We start from the raw sequence: 26,049 nt of genomic DNA on the forward strand, positions 1-26,049 counted from the left end.
TATCGAGAAAGCGATCCAGTTTCGCAAAGGTCGGTAAGGGTTTGAAGGGAGGACCATGCTCCAGTTCGATGTCAGGCGCACCCTCGGCAAAGTAATAGACCTGCTCAAAGCCGATCTCGTTGCGGTAGTAATCCCTCATAGCTTCAGCATCCCGCTTGGCATAGCTAAGGGCTTGCAGATTGTCGTAGTTGTTTATGCCAATGGCGATCGCCCAGTTCTGTCCCATGCCCCATGCCTGACTTTTTTCTTCCCACTACAAGGTAAGCGCTTGGTTAGTCCAGAGGCAAGCGCTTGTCGGGTAGGAGCAGAAGGCGGGTGGGTAGGGAGCTGAGCAAAAAGCTGCGATTACGCGTCGCGTAGGATTAGGGTAGAGAAGCAAGGAAAAGGGTAAAAGGGTTAAGAGCGCAAAGGGCTACAGTTGAGTCACGCGGAGGCGCAGACAACACGAAAACCGATGGCGTCGAATCTATTGCCCGGCACCGGCCAGTAGCGCTCGGCAGAACGGCAATTCCTGGGATTGATGTAACCACGCCCCCCGCGCTATAGCCGATACTTGTCATCGCCTCCGGCTATGCGGCTTAGTTATAGCAACGGAGTTAAGCTCAGCGGAGCAGTCACCCACTCCGCTGAGTTTAACTTAACCCCAACATCCTTTCAATCGGGGTGCTTTTGCTACCTTGACGCATACTCGCTAGGGAAACCAATGGAATGGAAACCACTGAAGGAACACATCATTACCGCTTTTAAGGGATTGTATTGCTTCATCAATCAACCTGAGCGAATGACGAATTAACCTTCTACTCAGACCCCTTTGAAGTCTCCTGTATCAAACCAAAAAACACCTCAGCTTCTGCCACCAGAATGGCATCTCCCGACTCCAACCAGTGCCACATCTTGTCCACATGAGTCACAGAAGCAGTCAATTGCCCCTGCTCCTGTCCATACTGCTGCCAAAGCTCCAATTGAGCCGCTCGTTTATACGCCTGCACCTCCGCCAACGTCTGCCTGACAAACTCAATCCGCTCCTGTTTCTCTTGAGTATTACTACTTATTGCTTGAGTATTCGAGTCTCTTACACCGCTTAACTCCTTGCCAGATGGCACATTACTGGACTTTGACACTAATAAGCTTAGACACTTTGGCGCGTCCCCTTCGCGCTCAATGTCTAAACCTGGGGGGTGCGGGGGGGTATCCACAGGTATCAAGTATTCGGGATGCCATAAATCCTTATGTCTATAAAGCGTCGCCCCACCAATGCCACTTGCCGTTAAGGCGCTAAACCTCGCTGTCGCTCCCATCGGTAGGGTATTCGACTCCAGCATGAGCGCGATCGCCCTGCTAATTCGCCCCCGTGCATCCTCTAACTGCTGCTCATGCCAACTTGGAGTCTCCGCTGGCTGAGAAGACCGATTCGGTTTAGCCCTCCGCCCCTTGTAGGGAAAATAGCGGGTTGTGGTTTCAACCGACTGTGCCCACTCCTCCACCCGCTGCCGAATCTCATGCTGATGCTGGCAAAACTCCCGGTAACCCGGTAGCGCCGTTGCAATCTCCACCATCTTTTCCACCAGCGCCCTGCCCTCCAAGCCATGGCCATAGAGAACCTTGGCAAAGATGTACGTTCTTAAAGCAATCCGTCCCAAAATCCGATTGGTTTGCCCTAGTCCACTCCAACCCGGTTCAATCTCCGCATTCAGGTCATTCAAGAACTTGTCCACCTTGCCTGACAAACTAAAGCGCCGCCGTTTTGCCGCCTTGAGCACCTGCCTGATAGCTCTAGACGTGACCGGGTTGCGCCGTAGGCAAAACCGCCACTGGAGAACAAACTCCGCTGGAGTACTAAAGATCGGTTCCCAATCGGAGTTGAGCAAGTAAGAACCTAACTGCAACGGCAACCGATGCGCCGCATACAGCGTCGGCTTGCCGTCTACAAATCCGCGATCGTTGGGAAACAGTTCCAGCTGACCGGGAGAGAACACAAAGCCCGCGTTCTCCAATAGGGCTTGCACCGCTCCCGCGAGTTCATAAGACTTCTGTGCCCGTTCAAATGGAAAATAGAGATGCAGACCGCCACTGTAGGAGCTGGTCACGGCAATGTGGCTGACCAGTCCCAGCGGTTCCAGGGCCGCCACCAGACGAGCGATCGCAAACGGGTCACGCCGAGGATGGTAGAGACTGCCGCTGTCAATATCGAACAGTAAGTAATGGGTTTTCGGTCCAAAGCGCACCCCGTAAAGGTAGCCGCCTTGAAGGATCAAGCGATCTGAGAGCGGATGACGGCTTTCGGTCTGCCACGCTGGCTTCGCCGTGGGCTGGGGATGCGCTGCCCAGATGTAGTCATGACGATGGGGAAACAGAGCCAGGAAGGTATCTTCCCCTTCCGCTACCGACTGAAACTGAGGACTTGGAGCGGAACGTCTGGTTTGGAGCTTAGCTCCAAACCCCTTGAATGAGGGGGCGAGAGGCAGAGTCATGGTCTGTCCTCCCAATAGTCACAAAATCTTCGATGCATGATCAACTCCCTATGCCTTGTGAACGAACGGCAGATAGGAAGCTATGCAAAATTAGTAAAATTCGTCAAAGATGTTGCACCTTTTGACAAATTGCTACTAAAATTGGCATAGCAAAGCTGGATGACCTAACGTTTGCTTTTCCACGGCTGTTAGTTAGAGTCTCCGAATCCTATCCAAATTAAATAAAGTCTTTTCGCCCCTTCTGTTACTAGCAGTGGGGGTTCTGACTTTTTAAAGGGGTTTCTTCTATGTCACGGGCGGACCTCCTGGGGATTTCAAACGGGAAAACTTGTTGGCTCATCTGCGGCTTTGACGGTTGCCAGTGATCTTTGCTGTAGAGAGTCTGTCTGATCTAACCGCAGATCTGGGGAAATGCCGCACTTTTCGAGAAACTCTTTGGCAAAACGGTCATCGCATCATACTGATTGGGGTATTGCATCATCAGCAAGCATTCCACCTAGGTCAATCAGTTTTAGCCCTGAAACATCTTCCAGAGAAGAATCGATTTCTTCAAGCTGCTCCCAACTGACGTTGTGAATCACTATTGCTCGCTTCGGTTGGGATGTTTGTAGAACTTGGGTGGTCATCAGCGATTGCTCTCCTTACTTGCCTTTACTAATGGGCATTTCTATTAGTTTCTGATTGCCAGCCGATCAACAACTTTAATCAGGTTTGCGACGTTTTCAGCTTGAATTTTTGCCGCTTCATTATGACTTCGGCTCTCTTCAACCAAGCCATCAACAGACCGCTTTTGATCAAGAACCGCACTGGTTAACGCTCCAACCTGTACGGCTAAATCATCAATTTTGCTGCCTAGCCTATCGCCCATCTGGTCAATGCGATCGCTTAACTGCTGATTAGATTGCTGCATTGATTCTCGCAGGTCACTAATTTGACGACCCTGCATAGAAGTAATGTCAGCCAGCGCTTGAATAGCTCGATTAAGTTCGTTTGCCATCGCGATCGCTCCTTACTTGTCCTTGCTAGCAGAATCAGAAATCAAGCCTTGTTTGGCTGCGTCAATCACTGCTCTTTCGATAAGAACAGCGACCATCTGCGACATGGAACGCCTTTCAACGTCTGCGAGTGCTTTCAAGCCTTCTTTAAGGTCTTCTTCGATAAAGGCTGTGATGGTGACCTTTGACATTTCATCATTGCTCAGTTCTGACATCATCATACGCTTCCAATAAGAAAAAGGTGAAAACTCTATCGCTTTGAATGGATTCTAACAAAAGCTATTGTATTTCTAACAAATCTTGTTAGGATGTTGGAACATTCCAGAAACAGCCATAGAACGCTCTGAGACGAACATCCCTTAGTTCGCCTTGTTCCGTGCGCGTTCCAGCCGTTTAAACCCAGTCCTCAAGCCGTTCAGGAGCCACATGAATACATCACTGACCAAATTCTGCAAAGACCATGACTTACCAAAATCCACCGTGCATCGTCGCTGCCAAGAATTGAGAATCGAAACCTCAGATGGGTTAGCCGCTGACGATTGCGATCGCCTATTACATGAATTCGACATCGCCCCATCCGAACCAGAACCTGTGCCCATCCAGACCACCGTCGAAGTGGGCAACCATCAGATCGTGCTCTCTACTCCACAGCTCCCTGCTGCATTCAGCCTGGAATCATTGCGTACTGGGAAATCCATCACCTTTGAAGACCCCCTAGCAGTCGCCTCCCAGTTCATTGAAGTGGCAGATCAAATCTCTGATGCCATGGAAACCGACTTAGATAATCGCAAGGCAAAGTTGAACCAGACTAAGCAAGCCAAAGACGCGATCGCAGCCAAAGCGATGGCATTGAAGCTGCAACAGCAGCGCTATCAGGAGAAAGCCTATCGAATTGACTCTGAGCAGTCTGACCAGACCGACTCCCTCAAAGAAGCACTGGAATTGTTGCAAGCCTTGGGGAAGTAACCGCTTTTCTCTGCTTAGCATTGCTGCTCTTCATCCTTGCTACTCAAAGGAATCCAAATGAAGCGACCCCAGATCAGACCACCCAAACCCGTGCCGCTGCCTTGCCGTGGGCAATTGCCACTTTTTGATCGCGTGACCACTTTGATTATCGAAACCGACGCAGACCCTAACTACGAACGAGCCAAACAAATCTTTGCTGAGTTACTGGAAGAAACCTATGGATCTTGATTTCGCAGTCGCTTTAATGATTGCTGGGTGCATTGCGATCGCCCATCCCATCCAACCAGAACCATCGCCTAAATTCTGCAACTGTGCTGAATATGTACATCGCAAAAATCCCCAAGTGCCCGATCTGAGCAAGTACACCGGGGAATTCGCAGATCACATGATCGCCGCTGGCTACCAGCCAGTTTCCCAGCCGGAAGCTGGGGCAGTCGCTCGAATTCCACCGGGCACACCAGGGCGGACAGGCAATACCGGGCATGTTGCCATCATTCAATCGGTTGATTTTGATGGAGTGCCCATCATCAACTCTGCCAACTCAGGCGGCAACCAATTTGATGCTGGATGCTCCACGTCGCTATTGAGCGCGATGAACGCTATCTCAACGAAGAAGTTACCTACTGGGCAAAAAACTAAGAGAGAGCGATCGCGGAACTTTGGACGGCAACGCGATCGCCCCCTACAAAAAAGCAAACCCTCACAAGGATTCACCCTATGAAACTACCATTTCGTTACCGTCGCCGCCATCAGGCCACCATCATCAAAGTTATTTTGGGTGTGGCTCTAGTCGGATGTGCGATCGCCTCCATCCCTGACACTCAACGCAACTTAGAACGACTCAGCCAGGTGCGAGACCGAGCCGCCGCCATCTCTACCGAACAGGAACTCAAGAAACTAGACGCTGAGAAAGTCGCTGCTGAAGCTAAAACCGCTGATATGCGCCTGATGAAAGGCTGTAGCACTTTCCTGGTATCTGCCAGCAATGCCACCAAGTTTGGCAACGTTTACCCCGGTGGAAAAGTGGTTAATCCTGCCACAGGCTTAAGCCTCGCACCGGGTTCCGTGGTCTGTGACAACCAGGGCGGCACCGCCGTGATGGCAGATATAGGCGGCAGCGGTATTGCCATGACCGACATTGCCATTACTCAAGACTTCCAGCTCGTGCGAAAAGCGATGGACCTGCACGGCATCAACCCGCAAGCAGGCGATGGGCGCGTTGGTGGGGCGAATGCCCGACTTCAACACTAATGATTCAGCCTAACTATGTGGAGAAACCCTCATGACCCAAACCGCCGCCCAGCCTCCCCAGCAGATTGACCCTACTAAACAATATTTGGTATCAGCATCCCACCCAGAGCGGGGTACTTTTTGGGCTTACAAAGCCGAAGGAGAGTACGGATGGCTGCAAGCACCTTTTCAAGATCAAAAGCCCTCTTACCTCAGCCTGTCGGATATCCAGGCGATATCGGAAGGCGACACCCTTTTCAAGTGGTATCTGACCGACTCTGCAAAAACGAGCTATCCCTATCAACCCGAAAAAGCGCAAACCGAAATTTCTGAAAATATGACCCAAACCGCAAACAAATCTAAACGTAAATTCCGCATTCGCCTTGGCAAGAATCAACAGGCTGATGGGAGCAATCCGGAGCAAAAAGAAGAACAGAAAGAAGGCTGGAGTCCTCTCTTGCTACTCGTTTCTCTATTGCTGGGGTTATTGCTATTAATGGCGATCGCCTGGAACGTGCAGCCGTTTCAAGACTTCATCGTTTTGCTAGCCAACCGCATCGACTTCACCAATCTGGCTGAATTCCTGTTTGCCTTGCCCGGTATCGGTGCGTTGTTCCAGGCGATCGCCCGGTTCTTTGCGATCGTGCTGGGAATCCTGCTCTATGCCATTTTTCAAGGCTTAGAACTGGCACCCTATCTGTACAAGCGCAATCCTAAGCGGATGCGGAAAATTATTGAACAGTGGTCAGCCTGGGCAAGATACCGCCAAAGCAAAAATGATGGACGGGCAGTAACTAGCCTGAAACGCTCCTATAACAATCACCCGATCCGCACCTATCAAACCCTTTGCAGCACTCGAAACATCGTCTATGTCCTGGAATTGGGGATTTGTTTTATCACTCATCCGCCCGTGACTGATGGCAACCTGTTCACCTTCCTGTGGTATTTGATCACCTTCCAGGTCGGCAAAATCGATTGGATCAACGTTGCCCTGATGTTCTCAGTGCTGTTCCTGGTCGATCGCATCGTGCGAATTGCCTTATCCATCTACCCTGAAATCTTCCCCAAAAAGGAGGAAGCCACCCATGCATAACACCGCAGAAGATTGGAATGAAACCGCTGTCAGGCAGGCGATGGATGAATGCGATAACGTGCCCTATCTAATGATTGGCAGCTTGGGTTTAGGTGCCGTCGCTTTAGCATTCACCAACTATTTTGTAGCAGGTGCCCTGACCTTGGGCGGAGTGGCACTCTCGCAAAAGAAACAGAACAACGCGATCGCCCGGGCGGAGTTTGCCATCAAGCACAATGGCTCTGCGGTTGCTGCCAGAGGCAATGAGTTGAAGGAGTACACCGAATCGGTTGGCAAGAATGCCGCTGCTGAGCAACTGCTTCATGCGGCTCAAAAAGGGATTCCGCTCAACCGCGATGGCTGGAACCTGCTAGAGGATCACTATGGCGAAAAGCTAGATGGGTTACTAGAGCAGACTGAAACCGAGGCGAAAGGGCATCGCTGGTTTGAGCCTGAGTTAGTACCCATTAATGGCACCACTGCCAATCCACCTGAAACTTTAGATGAGTTAGCGACCGCCTTCGGTGAAACACCGCCCGTTCAGCCGCCCAATGCAATGGAGTTTTTGCGATCGCTGACCTCTGCGCCACTCCAACCTGTCATCCTTGCGGGTCTTCCTGGCAGTGGCAAAGGACTGCTGGCCGCGATCGCCCTGAGTTTGGGTGTGAAAGAACGCGGCTTACGGTATTGGATCTTCAATCCAAAAAACAAGCTAGAGGAAGCGGGATATTGGGCCAGGGCGGAAAAGCATTACCTCAAAGATCGCCTGCAACAGGATGATCAGATATTTTCAGATTTGATGGCAACGCTGGAGCTATTTAGCTACGAAGGAAGCCGCCGCAATAACCAGCCGGGAACCTACGAGCCATTTGTTCTCTTGCTTGAAGAGATCACCGCCCTGATCGGGCTATTCACCCCCAAGCAGAAACAGGCATTCAAATCAAAGATTACAGCTCTAGCTTCCCTGCTGCGAGGCTGCAACATGGCGGTATGGCTGTCGGGTCAGTCGGTCACGCTCGAAGACTTAGGATTTAGTGGCAGATCAAACAGAGCGATGTTTACCGCGATCGCCGCGATCGGACCCGACCGGACTGGATGCAAAAATATCTGTGATACCCTCGCAATTCCCTTTGATGAGACAACCTTACCGCCGGGTAGAGTTTGGCTCACCAGCAACGCTGTTTATTCTGCTTTAGTCGCACCCGGTAACATTCCCCAATATCCCACCTGGGAAGCGGTGCCCAATGTAATTGACTTGCGCCCCGGTGTGGAAGTGTCAGAAGTGGGCACTTCACAAGCCTCGGATATAGCTGATTTATTGGCTTCCCCCAATCTCACCGAAGTGAAGATCCAGCAGATCAGGGATGCTTACAAATTGGAGACTCCAAATACTCAGCGATGTCCTGTGGAGCAACAGGCCGCTCATGAGCTTACCCAAATTCAGGAAGTACACCCCACCTCTGAACCCCTTAAAATCGACTTCGATTTAGAAGATGTGTTGCTAGAATTACGCCCGATTGTTGACTATTCAATCAAGCAAAATGGCTTTATCAAAGCAATTGATGTGAAGCGAAACGTAAAGGAATTCAAATCAGTTTCTACCGAGGATATTCGCAATCACTTTATTGGCTTAGCCAATCAGGGTTTTGGAGTATCACAGGGTGATGGCGACTTCTTAAAATACAGTGCTTTTGGGGGTGTGATGGGGTGTGATGCCATCACAGGGTGATGGGGTGTGATGCGCGTGATATAAGGGTGTGGAGCTATCACAGGGGGTGTGATGTCACACCGGTGACAGAAATGCATCACAGGGTGATGTCACACCCCATCACACCCACCCGTCACCCCTTGCCACACCCATCAAACAGCAAACTATCTTAGCTTCAAAGCTAGGGAGTTTCTGTTAGGAGTATCGTTCATGGGCTCAGCGATCGCCAAAAATCTAACGGCTTCTACTTCTCTCCAGCCCATACTCCCAATCGCTTACCCTTCGCTTCCTGCTCAGCCTCAGCCAAAAACTCACTTCCATTGGGGCAGCGATCGCTGTATTGTTGGTAGTGACGCGCCATCCCTACTCGAACCAGCTCGTAATTCAGCAGCTTCTCCTCTTCCGTCCCTTTGCCTGCCGACACAAAAACTTCTGCCAGCAACAGCCCACTTCGATCTCGCTCTGATGGCACCACAATCACCTGATTCCCAACCGCACTGACGAGCGATCTTAACTTTTCACGCGCATCGTTCCCCACCGGCTGACCCAGTGGCGGTGCATCAATACCGCAGAGTCGAATGCGATCATCTTTCCCCTCAGCTTTAACGGTAAGCGTGTCTCCATCTATTACATTCACCACTTCCCACCTTTCCGAGCGTCCTGGGCTGGGAGCCAATCCTTGAGGTCGTTGATTGGGATGGTTGTAGTCCACCGTTGACGCTTGAAAGGTCTGCCATTTTTGAAACGACAGAACTGCTATCAACACCACCAACACCCCCACTGGAATCCAATTAATCGCCTGTTTCATTCGTTTCATCGCAGTAGCGCACTCACCCCTCCTAGGATTCCCGAAAGCGTGTGAGTTTCATAAGACCACTTTGGATAGGAAGTTTATAGTTTTCACCTTCAGCCGCTTCAGTCGGGTGTTTCAACGAACAGATTGCCCATGAAGTGGCTGTAGGTCTGGCTGAATTGCCACCCCGATCGCCACCCCCAGCCAGGACACAGTGTTGCACCGACAAACTGAAACGAATTTGACGCAGAAAACGGGTTGAATCAGCGTCCCTTGATCAACTGATTGTTCTGAGGATCAACCCTGCCATCAAACTACTTCTCCAGCACTAATTCAGTCTTCATCGCTCAGATCTGAACCATTCATGTTGTTCAGTTCGCCTGTCTCTCTTCGCTGCACCTGAGAGATGACGACTGGAGGACTCTCGCAAGCAACTTTTACAAAAGGATAATCACTATGTCTCGTTCTAAAACGTCTCCGCATCCGCTTGACCCAGTCTGGTTAGTGGTAGTGCCCCAACCAGATTTCACCGAACCTCAGTTTCACTTTGGTGAGCGAGTGCAATGGGCGGGTGAAAATGACCAACGGGTCTGGCAGCGCCAAACGGGCTGCATCATCGGCATGACTTTCATCCGTTCCCACGGTTGGGAATACCATATTCAACCCGATTTAGATCCAGTCGCTTCCAACCCCTCTGCCCCTACAACCTTAGTCAGCCTCCCCGTTCATGACCTGACTCGGATCGAAGCCGCAACCTCCATCGAGTCCTATCTACAGCCTCCTTCTGCCTGGTTGCCAACCGCTCAAGCTGCTCAAGTCCTGGGTCTTTCCGCCGAACAGTTGCGTCGGCTCCGGCGTAAAGGACTGTTCAAAGTCGGGCACCACTGTCGAGACACCTCCTTTCCCAACTCAGGGCTGTCTCGTTGGCAGTGGCATGTGGTGCGTTGTGGTCAGGCTTTAGCGGTACCACCTGAGAAACGCGATCTTCCCTGCCCATAGTGCCTGACCGCTTCCAAGTAGCCCTCTTACTACAGACGTTTAGGTCCGTAAGTGCAGGGATTACAGAGGGCTCAACCGGGCGACACGCAGGAACGCGCACCCTCTGCTGTTGAAACTGGACAATCTTTGCTCCCCTGTTAGATCGTTGCCTGACTGATCGGCAAGGGATTGAAGAAAAGGGCAGGAAAATTAACATGCCCCAGCGCAAAAGTTTGCTTGCTTGCCGTATAATTTGGACAAACCGGAGTAGACTGGCCTGCGCCTATACTTAGATCTACCTGCTCTTAAACGTCTCGGTAAGCATATCGAGGCATGGTAGCAAAGAGTTGCGGACACCAGCAGTAAATGTTCGCTATCAGCAACCGCTCCGGACTGCCAAGTACCACGAATAGTCTCGGGCTTGACAAAGCTTCCTTTACGGAAGCGGATGTAAGCTTTGAGGCGTTTATCTAGCCCTTTCCGTCTTGAGAAAAGGTGAGGATATGATTCGTTCATAGACTTTAGTCCGTTTCAAAGCTGTGTTCTGATGCAGAGTTTTTGACAGCGGTTCTATTTTCGTTGAGAGTTTTGCGACTAAAAAGTTAGTGAGCAACGCTCAACTTTGAAGTGACTGCTTTTTTTTACGTGTAGTGCGTTTAAGGCAACACTGGGTGACCTTGTGAGGGCTCAACTCATAGTCGGTCTGACTCAAGGCTTAGGAGAGTGGTCTCAGCCACCGAGCCGTTAGGGAAACTTTAGGGAAACCAAAAAACAAGCAAAAAACAAGCAACCGAAACCCCTGTCTCGCAGGGGTTTGTCTAGGGTGAAAGGTAAATGAAGCGCCTTGAATGGCAAGGCGCTTCATGCACTCGTTGCCTGAGCCTTAAAGCGGCTTAAATGTGCTCAAAGCCTCATCGAATGGGCTTTACAAGGTTAATCCTGTCTTTGAAATATTGGTCAAATCGGTGCAAATAGCATCAAAGATACCCGTGAAAAGAGGGAAAAAAAAGGGAAAATTCGATTGAGCTAAGCCTAGATTGAGGCGGTCACTCCTTCAGTCTTAAACTAGCTGATTTAGAAAGGCTTGCGCGATCACTGCCGCCTTGGACCAGTCCGCAGGGTCGTACTGCTCCTTCTCTATATCGAGTGCAGCAAACGCCTTGCTGAGCACTTCGTCTTCGGAGTCCTGGACAGAGTTGGCTGATGCGAGACTTGAATCCTCCTTGTGCTTTGAATAGGCGGCATAGATCCCCCGCACGGTATGAAAATCAAGCGCTTTCCCAGTGAAGCGATAAGCAGGAAAACGCAGTAACTTGCTAAAGGACACAGCATCTGGATAGGGTTCCCCCTTTTTCAAAGTGAACAGCCGCTGATGGTGTGGATTGAAACAACTACGCAGCCCTGGCACGGCTACAGTTTTGCCTCGCCCATCTTGATAGACATAATGCAGGAGCCACTCCTCCAGGTACTGATAGAAACAACGCCCATCGGTATAGCTCAAGTTGGGCACCAAGACTAAGTCAGGTGATCGCGGACCTTTGAGCTTTTGATCCACCCGCTTGATCCACCAGCCCTGTTGGTCCGGGTAAAGGACACTCGCCTCACCATCCAGTGCTTGAGCTTTACGCACTGGACGGTGAGGCCGCGGCAGTTGTGAAAATGTCAGTTTCCGCAGTTCGTTTGAGCGCCGTGGTGGCATATAAGCCAGGAAAGCGAACAACAAAAACCGTTGATAACTTTGAGCGATCGCCGTCAATGAGCGTGGTGGCGCTAGTGTTACCCCACCTTGCTTTGATTGCGTACTCTGGTGCAATTGAGATACACACTCCCCTCTGAGTGTCTCCACCAGGTTCAAGAATTCAGGCCACTCCAGTCGCTTCTTCGACTCATCGCTGACCGCTTGGTGGGTCTTGAGTTGAGCATACACCACCTTGCGTAACTCTTGCAGAGCCGCAATGGTAACTTGAGCCGGCTCTGCTTCCTGCTCTCCAGCGACACTGTCTTGACGATAAACAAACCGGACCACTGCAAACAAGGCATTGATCACTCGGAGGGCAGTGTAAGGGCTCTGAACCGCTTCACTGCGCCCGTCTAAGTGCTCCTCCTGGGGTGTTCTTAACCACTCTAAGTAAGCTTGCACTAAGGCAACGACTCGCTCGGCTTCCGCTTCAGATGGCAAAACTGGCTGTTCTCTCCCCAGTGAACTAGCACTACCCACCACCAACTGCCGCAAGCTCAACTCCTGTAAAGGCACTCCTCCCTCACTGTGAAGCCAGCCCAAAAATCGCTCCACCTGATGCAAATATTGCTGTGCCGTGGCGGCGCTCACTCCCATCGAGTCTCGCTCCTCTGCTCCTGCTCCCGTCAGAAACTGGGTAAACAGTGCTAACTCTTGCCGAAGTGCCTCTGACTGTTCAGCCTCAACCAAGCGATACCGCTGTCTTGCCCGACGGGTCGTCAGACGAACATCATTCGCCGAGCGCCGGTGCTGTCGTACTCGAGACGCTGGCTCCGCCACTAACGCTGTCTCTAGCCAACCCTGCTGTTGGCACCAGGTCATCAAACGCTGCAAAGCCCAACGGTAAGTGCGCCGACTGTTTCCAGCTACAGCCAGTTGTTCAAACAACCGCTCTTGCACCCCTGGTGCCTCCTGCAACCGCTTAAAGGGCAACTGTTGCAGCAACTGTAATCCCTGCTCATACTCTGCCGGAGACAGACGCTGTCCCTGTGGTGAGGGCAGACCCCACCCAGGCAGCGTATAGCGCCAGAGCGCTGTCCGCACCTGCGCCCATGCCGCTGTTGCCTGCTTCGGCGGCATGGTGGACTGGACATGCGATTCGTAAGCAAGCAAAGCATCGAGCAAAGAACGGGGCGGTTGAGGCTGTGGCATGCGGTTTACAAAATGTAGCGATAAAAAACTTTCCCTAAAGAGACCCTTAGGGTAGAGTTATATGACGGTAGCTAGCTTAGTTATCAGTAAATGTTGTTTCTCTACTTTTCTGACTATGACCAAACACGACTTTTCTGACTTTGATCAAAGGCTCAAGTTCGTTAACTTGAGGCTTAAAGGGGCACAACTACCGGTCTCGCTTACACGCAAGGGCAGTTCTTTATATGCCAGGGCGACCTTGCCCCCTCCACCAGATTCTGACAAATCTTTGCCACATCAACAACACCTAAAGCTAGGAATAAAGGCAAATCTTCTCGCGCTCAAACAGGCGGAGGCGATCGCGAAAAAAATTGGAGCCGCAGTGCTGCTTAAAGAGTTTCGCTGGTCGGACTACGGGCGAGGGGACAAGAAACCGGACAAGCAAACGGCTGCTGCTTGGTGTAAAGCCTTTGAAGTGCATTACTTCGAGGCAACCGAGCGCAATCCCACTACTGAAGAGTCTTTCAAAACGGTTTATCTTGACTATCTAAAGCGGCTGCCTCAAGCCCAAGCGTTGACCCGAGAAAGCTTGGAACGTGTGATTAAAGCAACTCAACCCAATAGCTGTCAGCGTGCCAAAAGCTGCATGGCGTTTAAGCGCTTTGGCCTGTTTGCTGGCATCGATGTCAGCTTTATTAATGACAAGCTTAGAGGCACCTATTCCTCCTTCAAAACCGCTCCGCGAGACTTGCCGTCTGCCCAAGTGATTGTTGAATGGTGGGCCAAAATACCGAACCGAGGCTGGCAATGGGTTTATGGCATGCTCGCGACCTATGGCTTAAGGCCACATGAGGCGTTTCATTTGGATACTCAGGAGCTAGAGCAGGGTGGCTTGATCCTTAAGGTTCTGGACGAGACAAAGACTGGCTATCGAGAGGTTTATCCGCTTTACCCAGAGTGGGTTGAGCAATTGGGCTTGCGACACAAGCAATTACCCAATGTCACCGGTAAAACCAATTCGGCTTTGGGGGAGAGAGTTTCACAAGCTTTTCGGCGCTATCATATCCCTTTCCCAGCCTACAATCTCCGGCATAGCTATGCTGTTCGCTGTGTTGAGTTTGGTTATGATACGTCTCTGGGCGCTCGGTGGATGGGGCATTCCGAGCCGATCCACTCCAGAATCTACCGAGCATGGATCTCTCAAGAGGTTGTGCAGGCGGCCTTTGAGCGGGCACTTAAAAGTCCAAATCGACCACAACCACCGCTTATAGGGGAGTTAAAGCCACCTGAAAGTGACCAGTCAGCAGCGGCTTAAACCACAGGGCATTGCTTCAAATACAGGCTTTCTCGGTTCCGGAGCCGAGAAAGCCTGTGCCTTAGAGGGGGTCGAATCGCTGCTCAACTTACTTCATCACTGGGTTCCCTAGGTTCTATCTCGCCACGGCTATCCAAAGGCGTAGTTTGACCCGGATGAAATGGCTAAAAGCATGAGAAACAGTTGGCAAATGATGGGGTTAGATGAGTAGCCGTACAAAAAATCACGCTAAGGCTATTTCCCTCTATCCGCTGTTCCTGTAGCGACCGGCTTAAAAACAAAGCTCAAGACGTTGTCGATGGCATGACGGCATTGATAAGTGGAGCCCAATCAGTTAAAAAAACGTATTACACAGAGCTTGGACTTGTTTTGGCCTAAGTAGTACAGCCAAGAGGCAGATTACAAACGTAATCTCACGGGTTGCAGGTAGCTGAAAGCCAATAAACTCGTTGACTCATTGCTCGTTTCGCAACTATTCAAGCACTATAAGGCGATTAGCAAAGCCTATGAGTCAAACCTTTCATTAGCAATGCTGATAGTGATTTATACTCCTCCGAGGCAAATGGCTCATTTTTACACTCTCGTTGCCATGCCCCATTTAGGGCTGGCAACGAGAGTGCAAATTGCCAAGCGGATGAATGCAACGCTGTTCGTCAGTATCCATGCCAACGCGATTAGTATGAGCCGCCCTGAAGTGAATGGCCTAGAAACGTATTACTTTTCCAGTGGCGAGAACCTGGCGCGTACCGTGCATGAACGGGTGTTACAAGAGACAGGCATTGGCGATCTCAAGGTGCGTAAAGCGAGATTCTATGTGCTGCGCTATACGGAAATGCTCTCAATTTTGGTGGAAGTAGGGTTTTTAACCGGGCAGAATGGTGCACCAAAGCTGGCAGAGCCGGCTTATCGCAGTCAAACAGCGGCAGCGATCGCCCGTGGGATTATGCAGTATCTGCAAGTCGGTAATCCCCAAGCGATCGCGCCTAATACGGAATTGAGTAGGGGAGTATCATTTAGCAAGATGAAAAAGGTACTCTGTCCATGCCTCGACCCCGCACTCAAATTATACGGAATTGAGTAGGGGAGTATCATTTAGCAAGATGAAAAAGGTACTCTGTCCATGCCTCGACCCCGCACTCAAATTAGCCCTCATCTAGACTACGCAGATCTAACTCAGCGGTATGTTCAGTGCCAAGATGCTGGCGAGAAAAACCGTTGGTTGGTGATTCGATTGCTCAGTCATCCAAAGACTCCGATGAGCATCGAACAAACCGCTGAGATTTGTGGACTCAGTTGTAGTGGAGTGCGGAAAATTGCCCGTCGCTACAACGCCGAGGGTGCGGTCGGACTAGTCAATCGGCAACGCTTGAACCCTGGGGGCAATCGGTTGGCTTTAAGTGATGAACAGCAACGGCTATTGCGGCAACGCTTACAGAGTGCCCCGGATGATGGCGGACTCTGGAGTGGACCGAAAGTTGGGGAGTATATCGAAACCTACTTTGGCATTTGCTTACACCCCTCAACAGCCTGGAAGTATCTACGACGTTTGGGGTTGAGCTTGCAGGTGCCGCGTCCGGTGCATCATCAAAGCGCAACCCTTGAGCAGCAAGCAGAGTTCAAAGCAGGATTAGCAGGTCATGTGGCGTGGTTGCGCTCGTTGTTTCCCAATCGGGAGATTGTAATTTGGGCGGAAGACGAAGCTCGATTAGGCTTGCAACCCATTGTCAGGCGGGTTTGGGCACCCATAGGAGAACGCCCATCAGCGCATCATTCTCGCCGCTATCAATGGGTCTACACCTATGGTTTTGTCCATCCTGCCACTGGAGCGAGCTACTTCCTTTTATTGCCCCGTGCCAATGTCTCCATGATGCAGATGGCGTTAGAGCTATTTGCGGCTCAGGTCAATCCCCATCGTCAGCAGTTGATCATTCTATTGGTTGATCAGGCCGCGTGGCATATGAGCCAAAAACTTCAGGTGCCCCCCGGCATTTTCTTCTACCCGCTATTGCCCTATACCCTCCAACTGCAACCCACTGAATGTGTCTGGTCTTTGCTGCGCGAAGCAATCGCTAATCAAGTGTTTGACAATCTTGATGCTTTAGAGGATGTCTTAGTCAAGCGGTGCCAATGGTTGATGCAGCATCCTGTGATAGTTCAAGGCAAAGTGGGCTTTGATTGGATTCAAGCAATTTAATCTGGTCAAAAAGTACTGCCTTCCGCAATTCCGTATAACATGATACTTGAAAGCCAGTGATGACTAAGATTTCGCCATCGTATTTGCAGGAGCAAAGTCAGAATCGACCGTAATGGACTCGGCTGCTTTGCGCTGAGGAATCAACCACTTGCCAAACTTGGCGTAGATGGCAGGAATCACCAACAGAGTCAACGCGGTTGAGGTGAATAACCCCCCTAACACCACGATCGCCAATGGTTGCAAGATTTCATTTCCGGCTCCACTCGCAAGCACAAGGGGTAATGTTCCCAAGGCTGAAGTGAGAGCAGTCATCAGAATGGCATCAATGCGTTCCAAAGATCCTTTGACAATCACATCTTTTAGGTGCATTCCTTGAGCAAACTTGTTGTTGTAGTTATCGACCAGCAACAAACCATTGCGAACAGCCACTCCAAACAGAGTGATGAAGCCAACCAGGGATGCAATGGACATGACACCCCCACTCAACAGAATGGAGACAATGCCCCCAACGAGTGCCAGCGGTAAGTTGATCATGATGGCGATCGTGGCAGGTAGCGACTTCACGGAGAAGAACATTAAAACGGCAATAGCGATCGCTGCCAGGATGCTATAAATCAGCAGGTTATTCGAGGCATTTTGCTCTGCTTCAAATTGTCCGCCGTACTGGATAAAGTACCCCTTGGGCAACTGCACTTTTTGCTGAATTTGAGCCTGAATATCACCTACCACGCTACCGAGATCACGCCCTGCGACGTTGGTTGAAACCACAATCAAGCGGGAAACATCTTCACGATTGACCACATTGGCTCCCATGCCATACTCAACTGTGGCGACCGTGCCGAGGGGAATAATTTGTCCTGTGGGTGTAGAGATAGGAACCGCGCGAATGGCATCTAAACTGTTACGTGCCGATGCTGGCAGTGAAACTGCAATATCAATCAACTGCTGATTTTCTGCGACCTGCGACACCACGCGACCATTCAGGGCTGTTTCGACTGCATCGGATACCTGCTCCATTTGTAATCCGTAGGTTGCTGCCGCCGTGCGATTGTATTGAATTTGCACCTGGCGAATGGGCAATTGCGGTTCCAGTTGGAGGTCTACAACTCCGGCGATCGGTTGAATCACATCGCGCACCTGTTCCCCAACCTTGCGGAGTTCTACTAAATCGGGTCCAAAGATTTTCACGGCGATCGCACTTCTGACACCCGACAACACCTCGTCCATCCGGTGGGAGATAAATCCACCGATATTCGGCGCAATACCAGGCAACTTCAGGAATGCCTCGCGCAGTTGTTTGATGCTGGCTTCCCGGTCTTTGAGTGCTTCATCGCTCAGTTCCACATCCACATGCGCCATGTTGACCCCGGCTCCATCTGCGTCACCGGGAGTACGTCCAGCGCGTACCTGCACCCACTCATACAGCGGATTATCCTTGAGCGAATTGGCAAGAGCAATACCTGCCCGATTGGTCATATCTAGGGAAACACCCGGAAATAGAACCATCGAGTTGACCATCGATTTTTCCTGAAATTCCGGCAGAAACACCCGTCCCAGTGAGGGCACGATCGCAAACGCAGCCACCAGTGCTGCCAACGCCACACCCAAAATAATTTGGGGCGATCGCAAGGATAGGTTGAGCAGTGGACGGTAGAGCCGCTGCGCCCAGCGAGACACCACTGTATTTTCTTGAGGAAGGGTTTGCTTTGCCAGCAAAATGGCGCACAGGGCTGGAGTGAGCGTCATTGCCACGAATAAGGAAGCCGCGATCGACAGCAAATATGCCCAGCCCATGGGAGCAAAGATATTGCCTTCCACTCCCTGCAAGCTAAAGATCGGCGCAAACACGACGATGATGATCACGGTGGAAAAAACCACTGCCAATCGCACTTCGACAAATGAGTCAAGCACGACCTTGAATGCTGGGATTGGATGCCCTTGCGCCTGATTTTCTCTCAGTTTGCGGTAGCAGTTTTCCATGTAGACGATCGAGTCATCGACGAAACCGCCCAGTGCCACGACCAAACCCCCCAAAGTCATGGTATTGATGCCAAGCCCAAAGGCTTTCATCAGCATGACCCCAATCAACAATGACAGGGGAATGGCACTGAGGGTAATCAGAGCAGTCCGCCAGTTCATCAGAAACAACAGCATCACCACGGAAACAATAACAATGCCCTCCAGTAGCGAACTGCCAACATTCTGAATGGCAGCATCAATAAAGTTCGCTTGCCGGAAGGTTTGTGCCACCTGCACATCCACTGGAAACGTTGGCTGCAACGATCGCATCACCGCTTCTACGGCTTTGGTGACGGTCGGCGTATCCACATCGGGCTGCTTGTTCACCATCATCACGATCGCAGGCTGCCCGTTAAAGCTGCCATCCCCTCGTTTCAAGGCGGCTCCAGTTGTGACTTCTGCCACATCTTTGAGCAAGACGGGTCTACCGTCCTGGACTTTGACAACAGACGCTTGCAAATCCTCAATGGATTTCACCTGTCCCATGCCGCGCACCAAGAGTTCTTGACCACCCCCAATCAAGAAGCCACCCGGAGCATTCGAGTTTGCGCCTCTGGCGGCATCGGTGACTTCCGTGAGGGAAACATTGCGCGATCGCAGTTTGGCTGGATCAACTAACACCTGCTCCTGCCGTTCATCGCCGCCGTAAACAGTGACATCCGTAACTCCGGGCACCGACAAAATCTGGCTGCTAAGGGTGCTATCCACCAAGCGACGCAGATCCATCAGGTCGGTTTGCCCCCGCCCATTCACCGTAAAGGTATACATCAAAATGGTGCCCAACGGCGATGCTAGCGGTGAAATTTCAGGGGGATGCACCCCTTCCGGCAATTGATTCGTCACCTGTTGCAGCCGTTCTGTTACGGATTGCCGTGCTTTGTAAATGTCGGCATCCTGGTCAAACACCACCTGCACCATCGATAAACCCACCTTCGAGGACGATCGCACCGTCGTCACTCCGGGTAAGCCATTCACCGCACGTTCGATCGGCACCGTAATTTGCGATTCAACTTCTTCAGGGGCTAACCCAGTTGCCTCAGTATGAATATCCACTTGGGGCGGTGCGAATTCAGGAAACACATCCAGCGGCATTTGGGTGACGCTAAAGACTCCCCACACCGTAATTAAAATTGCACAAATGACAATGAACCAACGCTGCACTATCGAGGTTTTGAGCGTCTGATCGAGAAGAGAATTGAACATTTAAATTAGAAGTCCCCTTTCTTGTTGGAAAAGGGACTCTTTTTCTTGCGACCGCCCAGCACGGCGATCGCTCCCACCAATAGCACGGCACCTCCGCCCACAGCGGCTAAAAGCCCCACCGGCACTCTACCCGACGGCGGAGTCGGTTCACCCGCTTGAACGAGATTACCAGCCGCATCATTGCTATTCGGGAGTTCCTGAGCATCTGCCTGAGCCTTGGGTGCATCCGGTTGAGGAGAAGCGGCGGCTGGACTGGGCGATGTCGTAGCCGTTTGAGTTTTGCGCGATTCGGCATAGAGCGACAAACTGCCCTGGGTCACGAGCTCTTCCCCAACCGATAAACCTTGAGTCACCTCAACCAGTTCACCCTTCGTTGCGCCAGTCGTGATGGGAACTGGCTCATAAAAATTCTCGTACTGCACAAAAACAAGTTGCCGTCCATTGTCATCCACCAGTGCTGTCGCCGGAACGAAAACCGCCGCACTTCCATTGGTGGCGGGTTCAATCGGCGTGACTTTAATGCCCACCAATGAATCAGTTTCAGCATTCACTTGAACCCGATTAATGCCCCCTTCTGCCTGAAATTCATCCCCATGCCCGACGTGGGCAAAGACAACCGTGGGCGCACTGACCGCTAAACCGAGGGCAAGAATGCAACTCATCAATGGAGTGGGCTTCATCATATTTCCTCACAAGGACATGGGCTGAACAAAAGCCTCCATAGTCTGCCAAAGGGCAGATGAAAATCAGGTGAAATGGTAGCGGGTTCGGTAGAATCAAGCTCGTGGTTGATTTTCCTGAGGCGATGCGAGTTTTGCTGGTGGAAGATGAAGCCGATCTGGGACTGGCGATTAAGCAAGTCTTAGTCAGTGAAAAATATGTGGTGGACTGGGTAACAGGTGGCGCTCAAGCATGGCACTGTCTCGAAAACCAGTGGACGGACTACACAGTGGCGATCGTCGATTGGATGCTGCCAGAGCTATCGGGTCTGGAGTTATGCCAGCGGCTCAGAATACACCAAAACCCCTTACCCGTGCTGATGCTCACGGCTCTGGGTCAACCCGAAAACCGCGTAGCAGGGTTGGATGCGGGAGCCGATGATTATCTGGTCAAGCCGTTTGTGATGGCAGAACTACTGGCACGGCTGCGGGCACTTCAGCGGCGATCGCCGAACCTCCAACCGCCATCGCTGACCGTGGGCAGCTTTACCCTGGATTACGCCAACAATGCTCTGTGCAGTGAGCGAGTGCAGCCGCCTCAAAGGATTCCGTTAACGGTCAAAGAATTTCAAATTCTCGCCTATCTCATGCAAAACCCCGATCGCATCCTTGCGGGCAGTAAAATTCGACAGCAACTCTGGGATCTGGAAGAAGAACCGATCAGCAATGTGGTTGCCGCACAAATGCGATTACTGCGGCGCAAATTAGCCAGCTATGATTGCGATTGCCCAATTGAAACCATTCCGGGGCAGGGCTATCGCTTTAACACCTCCCTGTGAACTGTCACCGCTATTGTGGCATTGCGGTTGGCGTATTGAGCAGCATGAATAACAGGTAAATCGCATCTAAGCTATGCAGACCCAGGAGTTAGACCAATTGATTGCGATCCTGAGATCGCTGACCAATCTACCAGAAGACGAAGCCATCAAAGCGACGAACCTGTTTCAAACTTATCACTTGAAACGAGGTGAGTTTTTTGCTCGTGCGGGTGATGTACCCAAAACAATCGGGTTTGTGCTGTCAGGCATCCTGCGTTTGTATTATGTCGATTGCGAGGGGACTGAATACACGAAGTCATTTTGTGCTGAGAATAGCTTTGTTGCGGCCTACAGTGCCCTGTTACTAAAACAACCTTCACGACTTTTTATTCAGGCATTGGAAGATGCAAAGCTACTCGTTGCCGATTATTCAGCGTATCGATCGCTGTGTGAGAATGATGCCTGCTGGCAAGCACTCAATTGTAAGATTGCTGAAATCTTATTCATCAAAAAAGAGAAGCGGGAAAGTGCTTTATTGTTGGATGATGCCAAAACTCGCTACTTGAGTTTTCAAGCAGAATACCCTGATTTAGAAACTCGACTCAAGCAACATCATATTGCTTCCTACCTCGGCATCACTCCTGTAACCTTAAGTCGAATTCGTTCTCAACTGAAATCGCCTTAACTCATGTTAATGAACGACTACGAACTCCGGTCTAGGATAACTGCAATACCCTAACGGCTGGAATCTTTATGAAGGCGACTCATCATACTATTTTGATTACAGGCGGCACATCAGGCATTGGTTTCGCTCTTGCCCAACGGTTTCTTCGGGAAGGTAATGCTGTAATTGTGACAGGCACCAATTCTCAAAAAGCTGAAGTCGTGAAAAGTCAACTTCCAAAAATTACTATTGAGCTTGCGGATATGCGCGATCGCCAAGCGCTCAGGAAGTTAGCCTACAGTTACCCTGATGTAAATATTCTGATCAACAATGCAGGCGTTCAATACAACTATGACTTCGCTGATGGTGCGATCTCAATAGAGCAAATTGAAACTGAACTAGACATTAACTTGCTTAGCCCTCTGTACCTAACAAAACTTTTTCTCCCGCAACTACTGAGTCATCCCACGGCTGCCATTGTTAACGTTTCGTCAGGGCTTGGTATTGTACCAAAGCAAAGTGCCCCCATCTATTGTGCAAGTAAAGCGGCGCTGCATAGTTTCACCAAAACCTTGCGATGGCAGCTTGAAGCCACCTCTGTCCGAGTCTTTGAAATCATTCCACCGATTGTAGATACGGCGATGACACAAGGGCGGGGACGCGGCAAGCTTAAACCAGAGGCATTAGTCGAAGAATTTTGGCATAATTTTACTCAAGATCGACTGGAAATGCGGATTGGTAAAACCAAATTGCTGTTTGTGCTTGAGCGTCTCATGCCAACCCTTGCAGAACGCATAATGCGACCAGGATTTTGATAGAAACCTCAAAATCAAGTGTGATTCCTAGGAGACAGAAAGATGTGATCTGAATTACCTCTTGTGTGCTCATCACCCAAAAATCATGGTTCGCTATACTGATCGATGCTCCTAAGATTTCCTGCGCTGATTCATGCGTCGCTTTATCTACATGCCAGCAAGCCTATGATGACTGCCACAATAATAGGCAATGGTACACCCCCTCAAACCATTTCAGGGCAGGGCTATCGCTTTAACACAGCCTCATAGCTACTATGAACAGCCACCAGCTTTTTCGCCGTAGTCGTACCCGTTTAGCCCTTTGGTATGCGCTGGTCATGGGTGTGATTCTAAGCCTGTCGGGGTTTGGGATGTATCGATCTCTGGTGCAGTCTAATTGGGCGGCAATGGAACGAGAAATGGAGTCGATCTCGGGCACACTGCATGACAGCCTGGAACCAATGTTGCCTGCTTCAGAAAACCCAACGGCTGTTTTGCGACGCATTTTGCCTGAACTTTGTTTAGCTGGGCAGTCCTGTAACGTCAGCCCCACGTTGATTCAACGTCACACGACTGGCATTAGCGATCGCAGCACTTACTATATTCGTCTGTTTAATCATCAGAGTCATCTGCTTGCCTTCTCCCCCAATCAACCTGTAGACCTACCTCAAACGTTCAACGCTGCTCCCTGGCAAACCTTCCAGAGTGCAAACGGCGTTCGCTACCATCAATTCACCATCATCCTGCATAGCTCTGAAGCTCATCACACAGCGCCTCAGAGCCGTCAAGCGTCTTGGGGCTACTTACAAATTGGACGCACTTTAGAACCCTTTGATGCTGAAGTCAACCGGATGCAATGGATTTTGGTCATCGGGTTTCCCATCGCTTTGGGCGTGGTTGCCGCGTCGAGCTGGTGGCTTTCAGGCTTAGCAATGCAGCCGATTTATCAGTCCTACCAGCAACAGCAACAGTTCACCGCTAATGCTGCCCACGAACTGCGATCGCCCCTTGCCAGCCTCCTGGCGACAGTGGAAGCGATGCTCCGCCTACCGCCAGCCCAGCAGCATGATATCCCCATGATGCTCCATACAGTTGAGCGGCAGGGACGACGACTCAGCCATTTGATTACGGATTTACTCTTTTTAACCAGTCTTGAGCATAGCTCGTCGCCCAAGCCGTTTCAGTCTTGTTGCCTCAATGATTTGATGAGCGATCTGACCGAGGAATTCTTAGAGCTGGCAACTATTGCTGAAATTCACCTCACCCATCACCTGCCCAAGCATGAAATTTATGTTTTGGGGAACGAATCCCAACTGTACCGTCTGGTATCAAACTTAATGGCGAATGCGATTCAATACACGCCCAGCGGGGGGGCGGTGGTCGTTAGCTTAACAGCCCATGATCACACCGCGTTCATTACTGTGAAAGATACAGGCATTGGCATTGCCACCGCAGCACAACCCTACATTTTTGATCGCTTTTACCGCGTTGACAGCGATCGCTCCCGCGAAACAGGAGGCACTGGTTTAGGCTTGGCAATTGCACAGGCGATCGCGCAGGTTCACAAAGGTAGCATTCAGGTGCACAGCGATCTCGGTCAAGGCACGATCTTTACCCTTCTCTTACCCTTGACGGGCGAAGCCGCGATGCCATAAAAACTTCCAAACCGGGTGTGGTGTTTTAGAGGAAAGGGAGTTAGCCAGTTGAACAGTTCAGTAAGCCACCAGTCATGGACATGGACGGGACGCGGGTCGATAAGATTTTGGTCATGCCCATCGCTTCAGAGCCTGTGGTGTAACTGATACCAAATTAAATTGGAGCCATTACAGATCAGATAAACTGAGCGATGTAGAGGTGAGAGTCTAACAATGGCTGGAGTAAGCGCAATCGCAATTAAAGAAAGTCTCGAGGAGCTAGGCACCCGTTTGCGAGCGGTTGAACAGCCGATACTCAAAGAGCGATTGCAAGTGTTGTACTGGCTCAAACAAGCGCACGCACCGAGTGTCAGTCAGATTGCGATTGCAATTGGCAGGCATCGGGGCACGGTGCAAAAATGGTTAGCCCTGTACCGAGCGCAAGGATTAGAAGCATTGCTGGTGGTTAAACCCACTCCAGGAGGAGGCAACCGGGTGATTCCAATGTGGGCGGAGGTTGCCTTAGCCAAGCGATTGCAGGAACCGAGCAATGGGTTTAGCAGCTATGGGAAGGTGCAGCAGTGGCTGTTAGAGAGTTTAGGGGTAGAAGCCGAGTATCATGCGGTCTACCAGATGACGCGCTATCGACTCAAAGCGAAACTCAAGGTCGCCCGTCCTCAAAACATCAAGCAGAACCGAGTCCAGCGAGAGGCATTTAAGCAAACCTCGCAGACGACCTCGACTTATTGAGTCAGTACTATCGGCAGGTGCGCCAGGATGAGCGACCGATTCGTTACTTCGCACAAGATGAGAGTCGCTTTGGACTTCACACGCTCATCGGACGATTAATTACGGCAGTTGGGGTTAAACCCATCGGGGCGTGGCAATGGATATTCAAAGCATTCTGGCTATACGGTGCTGTGGAACCTACCACAGGAGAGTCCTTTTTCTTGCAATTCTCCCATGTCGATACCGCATGCTACCAATGGTTCTTAGATGAGTTCTCCAAGGCTTACCCCGATAGTCTCAACATCCTGCAAGTGGATAACGGACGGTTCCACAAAGGCAAAGACCTTATTGTGCCAGAGAACATTATCTTGGTGTTTCAACCGCCTTACTGCCCAGAGTTAAATCCTATCGAGCGTTTATGGGAACATCTCAAGGCGGATCTCAAGTGGGCTGCGTTCAAAACGCTTGACCAACTGCAATCCAGGGTTGATCAACTCTTAGCCCAGCTAACCCCTCAAGTGATTGCTTCCCTTACAGGCTACCCCTTTATCCTCAATGCACTATCTGTCATTGACACCATTTAAATTGGTATCACACTCAATCGTCAACCGCCCCTTTTTTTGGGTGGCACCTGCACTTGGCGAGGCGCCTTCGCATACTTCTCATTGACGTAGGTTTGCAGCCATTGCTCAGAAACTTGCGCTGCCCGAGCGATTCCAGCTAGAGAAATGCGCTCCAACAGCAAGCGGTCAATCAATTCCCGTGTGGCTTGGTCGATTACTTTTTTAGTCGGTTGTTCGACAAACTGTCGTCCACAGTCCTGGCATTTGAACCGTTGTTTACCGTTGTGGATATGACCATTCTTGACCGTTTGGGACGACGCACAAAGGGTGCAGGCTGGCATGGCAGGAGAGAAGCATAAACTCTACTGCTCCATC

Annotated in this window: 25 protein-coding genes and 1 pseudogene; 16 read left to right on the top strand and 10 right to left on the bottom strand. The window is 50.8% G+C overall.

Going from position 1 to position 26,049, the window contains the following annotated elements; genetic code table 11:
• The 5 genes from JOY44_RS29795 to JOY44_RS29815 all read right to left on the bottom strand — a co-directional run.
• The coding region (locus JOY44_RS29795) for a caspase family protein (RefSeq protein ID WP_171577009.1) at window positions 1-226 on the bottom strand (226 nt) is incomplete at its 3' end.
• 571 nt (window positions 227-797) lie between these two features.
• Window positions 798-2,471, bottom strand: a complete 1,674-nt coding sequence (locus JOY44_RS29800; protein WP_171577010.1) for a hypothetical protein — start codon at window positions 2,469-2,471, stop codon at window positions 798-800.
• Window positions 2,472-2,926: 455 nt separating this feature from the next.
• A complete protein-coding gene (locus JOY44_RS29805; protein ID WP_171577011.1) occupies window positions 2,927-3,097 on the bottom strand; it encodes a hypothetical protein in 171 nt (56 codons plus the stop codon).
• Between the two features lie 44 nt (window positions 3,098-3,141).
• Entirely contained in the window at window positions 3,142-3,468 is a 327-nt protein-coding gene (locus tag JOY44_RS29810; protein ID WP_171577012.1) for a hypothetical protein, read from the bottom strand.
• Between the two features lie 12 nt (window positions 3,469-3,480).
• Window positions 3,481-3,687, bottom strand: coding sequence for a ribbon-helix-helix domain-containing protein (locus JOY44_RS29815; RefSeq protein WP_242541952.1), 207 nt, complete (start codon window positions 3,685-3,687; stop codon window positions 3,481-3,483).
• 205 nt (window positions 3,688-3,892) lie between these two features.
• Between JOY44_RS29815 and JOY44_RS29820 the strand changes: the two genes are divergently transcribed.
• The 6 genes from JOY44_RS29820 to JOY44_RS29845 are packed head-to-tail and all read left to right on the top strand — an operon-like array spanning window position 3,893 to window position 8,463.
• Window positions 3,893-4,432 carry a hypothetical protein gene (locus JOY44_RS29820; protein WP_171577013.1) on the top strand — a complete coding sequence of 180 codons (540 nt, stop codon included), beginning with the start codon at window positions 3,893-3,895 and terminating at the stop codon, window positions 4,430-4,432.
• Window positions 4,433-4,489: 57 nt separating this feature from the next.
• Window positions 4,490-4,660 carry a hypothetical protein gene (locus JOY44_RS29825; RefSeq protein ID WP_171577014.1) on the top strand — a complete coding sequence of 57 codons (171 nt, stop codon included), beginning with the start codon at window positions 4,490-4,492 and terminating at the stop codon, window positions 4,658-4,660.
• Entirely contained in the window at window positions 4,650-5,153 is a 504-nt protein-coding gene (locus JOY44_RS29830) for a CHAP domain-containing protein (protein ID WP_171577015.1), read from the top strand. The genes JOY44_RS29825 and JOY44_RS29830 overlap by 11 nt, the downstream gene beginning before the upstream one ends.
• On the top strand, window positions 5,150-5,683 hold the full coding sequence (locus JOY44_RS29835) for a hypothetical protein (RefSeq protein WP_171577016.1): 534 nt from the start codon (window positions 5,150-5,152) through the stop codon (window positions 5,681-5,683). The genes JOY44_RS29830 and JOY44_RS29835 overlap by 4 nt, the downstream gene beginning before the upstream one ends.
• A 31-nt stretch (window positions 5,684-5,714) precedes the next feature.
• The gene (locus JOY44_RS29840) at window positions 5,715-6,755 is read left to right on the top strand and encodes a hypothetical protein (RefSeq protein WP_171577017.1); all 1,041 of its coding nucleotides are present in this window, start codon (window positions 5,715-5,717) and stop codon (window positions 6,753-6,755) included.
• The gene (locus JOY44_RS29845; protein WP_171577018.1) at window positions 6,748-8,463 is read left to right on the top strand and encodes a hypothetical protein; all 1,716 of its coding nucleotides are present in this window, start codon (window positions 6,748-6,750) and stop codon (window positions 8,461-8,463) included. The genes JOY44_RS29840 and JOY44_RS29845 overlap by 8 nt, the downstream gene beginning before the upstream one ends.
• 223 nt (window positions 8,464-8,686) lie before the next feature.
• Here JOY44_RS29845 and JOY44_RS29850 read toward each other — a convergent pair whose 3' ends face one another.
• Entirely contained in the window at window positions 8,687-9,259 is a 573-nt protein-coding gene (locus JOY44_RS29850; protein ID WP_171577019.1) for a thermonuclease family protein, read from the bottom strand.
• A gap of 432 nt (window positions 9,260-9,691) precedes the next feature.
• Between JOY44_RS29850 and JOY44_RS29855 the strand changes: the two genes are divergently transcribed.
• The gene (locus JOY44_RS29855) at window positions 9,692-10,234 is read left to right on the top strand and encodes a helix-turn-helix domain-containing protein (RefSeq protein ID WP_171577020.1); all 543 of its coding nucleotides are present in this window, start codon (window positions 9,692-9,694) and stop codon (window positions 10,232-10,234) included.
• Between the two features lie 1,039 nt (window positions 10,235-11,273).
• Here the strand turns inward: JOY44_RS29855 and JOY44_RS29860 are convergent.
• Window positions 11,274-13,103 carry a hypothetical protein gene (locus JOY44_RS29860; RefSeq protein ID WP_171577021.1) on the bottom strand — a complete coding sequence of 610 codons (1,830 nt, stop codon included), beginning with the start codon at window positions 13,101-13,103 and terminating at the stop codon, window positions 11,274-11,276.
• A gap of 115 nt (window positions 13,104-13,218) precedes the next feature.
• Here JOY44_RS29860 and JOY44_RS29865 point away from each other — a divergent pair, with 115 nt between their 5' ends.
• From JOY44_RS29865 to JOY44_RS29875, 3 genes are all read left to right on the top strand, one after another.
• Complete coding sequence (locus tag JOY44_RS29865; RefSeq protein ID WP_171577022.1) at window positions 13,219-14,397, top strand: site-specific integrase; 1,179 nt, start codon at window positions 13,219-13,221, stop codon at window positions 14,395-14,397.
• A gap of 562 nt (window positions 14,398-14,959) precedes the next feature.
• A complete protein-coding gene (locus JOY44_RS31970; RefSeq protein WP_307822143.1) occupies window positions 14,960-15,478 on the top strand; it encodes an N-acetylmuramoyl-L-alanine amidase in 519 nt (172 codons plus the stop codon).
• Window positions 15,479-15,517: 39 nt separating this feature from the next.
• The gene (locus JOY44_RS29875; protein ID WP_171571797.1) at window positions 15,518-16,591 is read left to right on the top strand and encodes an IS630 family transposase; all 1,074 of its coding nucleotides are present in this window, start codon (window positions 15,518-15,520) and stop codon (window positions 16,589-16,591) included.
• A gap of 63 nt (window positions 16,592-16,654) precedes the next feature.
• Here JOY44_RS29875 and JOY44_RS29880 read toward each other — a convergent pair whose 3' ends face one another.
• Window positions 16,655-19,813 (bottom strand): efflux RND transporter permease subunit, encoded by a 3,159-nt coding sequence (locus JOY44_RS29880; protein ID WP_171576950.1) that lies wholly within the window; start codon window positions 19,811-19,813, stop codon window positions 16,655-16,657.
• A gap of 5 nt (window positions 19,814-19,818) precedes the next feature.
• A complete protein-coding gene (locus JOY44_RS29885; protein ID WP_171577005.1) occupies window positions 19,819-20,493 on the bottom strand; it encodes a cobalt transporter in 675 nt (224 codons plus the stop codon).
• 125 nt (window positions 20,494-20,618) lie between these two features.
• Here JOY44_RS29885 and rppA point away from each other — a divergent pair, with 125 nt between their 5' ends.
• From rppA to JOY44_RS29915, 6 genes are all read left to right on the top strand, one after another.
• A complete protein-coding gene (gene rppA / locus JOY44_RS29890; RefSeq protein WP_171577004.1) occupies window positions 20,619-21,311 on the top strand; it encodes a two-component system response regulator RppA in 693 nt (230 codons plus the stop codon).
• 73 nt (window positions 21,312-21,384) lie between these two features.
• A complete protein-coding gene (locus JOY44_RS29895; RefSeq protein WP_171576949.1) occupies window positions 21,385-21,975 on the top strand; it encodes a Crp/Fnr family transcriptional regulator in 591 nt (196 codons plus the stop codon).
• A gap of 68 nt (window positions 21,976-22,043) precedes the next feature.
• The gene (locus JOY44_RS29900) at window positions 22,044-22,769 is read left to right on the top strand and encodes an SDR family oxidoreductase (RefSeq protein WP_171576948.1); all 726 of its coding nucleotides are present in this window, start codon (window positions 22,044-22,046) and stop codon (window positions 22,767-22,769) included.
• A gap of 254 nt (window positions 22,770-23,023) precedes the next feature.
• Window positions 23,024-24,403: a two-component system sensor histidine kinase RppB gene (rppB, locus tag JOY44_RS29905; protein ID WP_171576947.1), complete on the top strand. Its 1,380-nt coding sequence runs from the start codon at window positions 23,024-23,026 to the stop codon at window positions 24,401-24,403.
• 213 nt (window positions 24,404-24,616) lie between these two features.
• The gene (locus JOY44_RS29910) at window positions 24,617-25,132 is read left to right on the top strand and encodes a helix-turn-helix domain-containing protein (protein WP_171572405.1); all 516 of its coding nucleotides are present in this window, start codon (window positions 24,617-24,619) and stop codon (window positions 25,130-25,132) included.
• On the top strand, window positions 25,129-25,695 hold the full coding sequence (locus tag JOY44_RS29915) for an IS630 family transposase (RefSeq protein WP_171572406.1): 567 nt from the start codon (window positions 25,129-25,131) through the stop codon (window positions 25,693-25,695). The genes JOY44_RS29910 and JOY44_RS29915 overlap by 4 nt, the downstream gene beginning before the upstream one ends.
• Before the next feature lie 6 nt (window positions 25,696-25,701).
• Here JOY44_RS29915 and JOY44_RS29920 read toward each other — a convergent pair.
• Window positions 25,702-26,015: pseudogene (locus JOY44_RS29920) on the bottom strand (transposase-like zinc-binding domain-containing protein); the annotation flags it as partial.
• Window positions 26,016-26,049 lie beyond the last annotated feature (34 nt).

It is taken from the genome of Leptolyngbya sp. Cla-17 (genome assembly GCF_016807185.1).
Classification (GTDB): Bacteria; Cyanobacteriota; Cyanobacteriia; order Leptolyngbyales; family Leptolyngbyaceae; genus ULC077BIN1.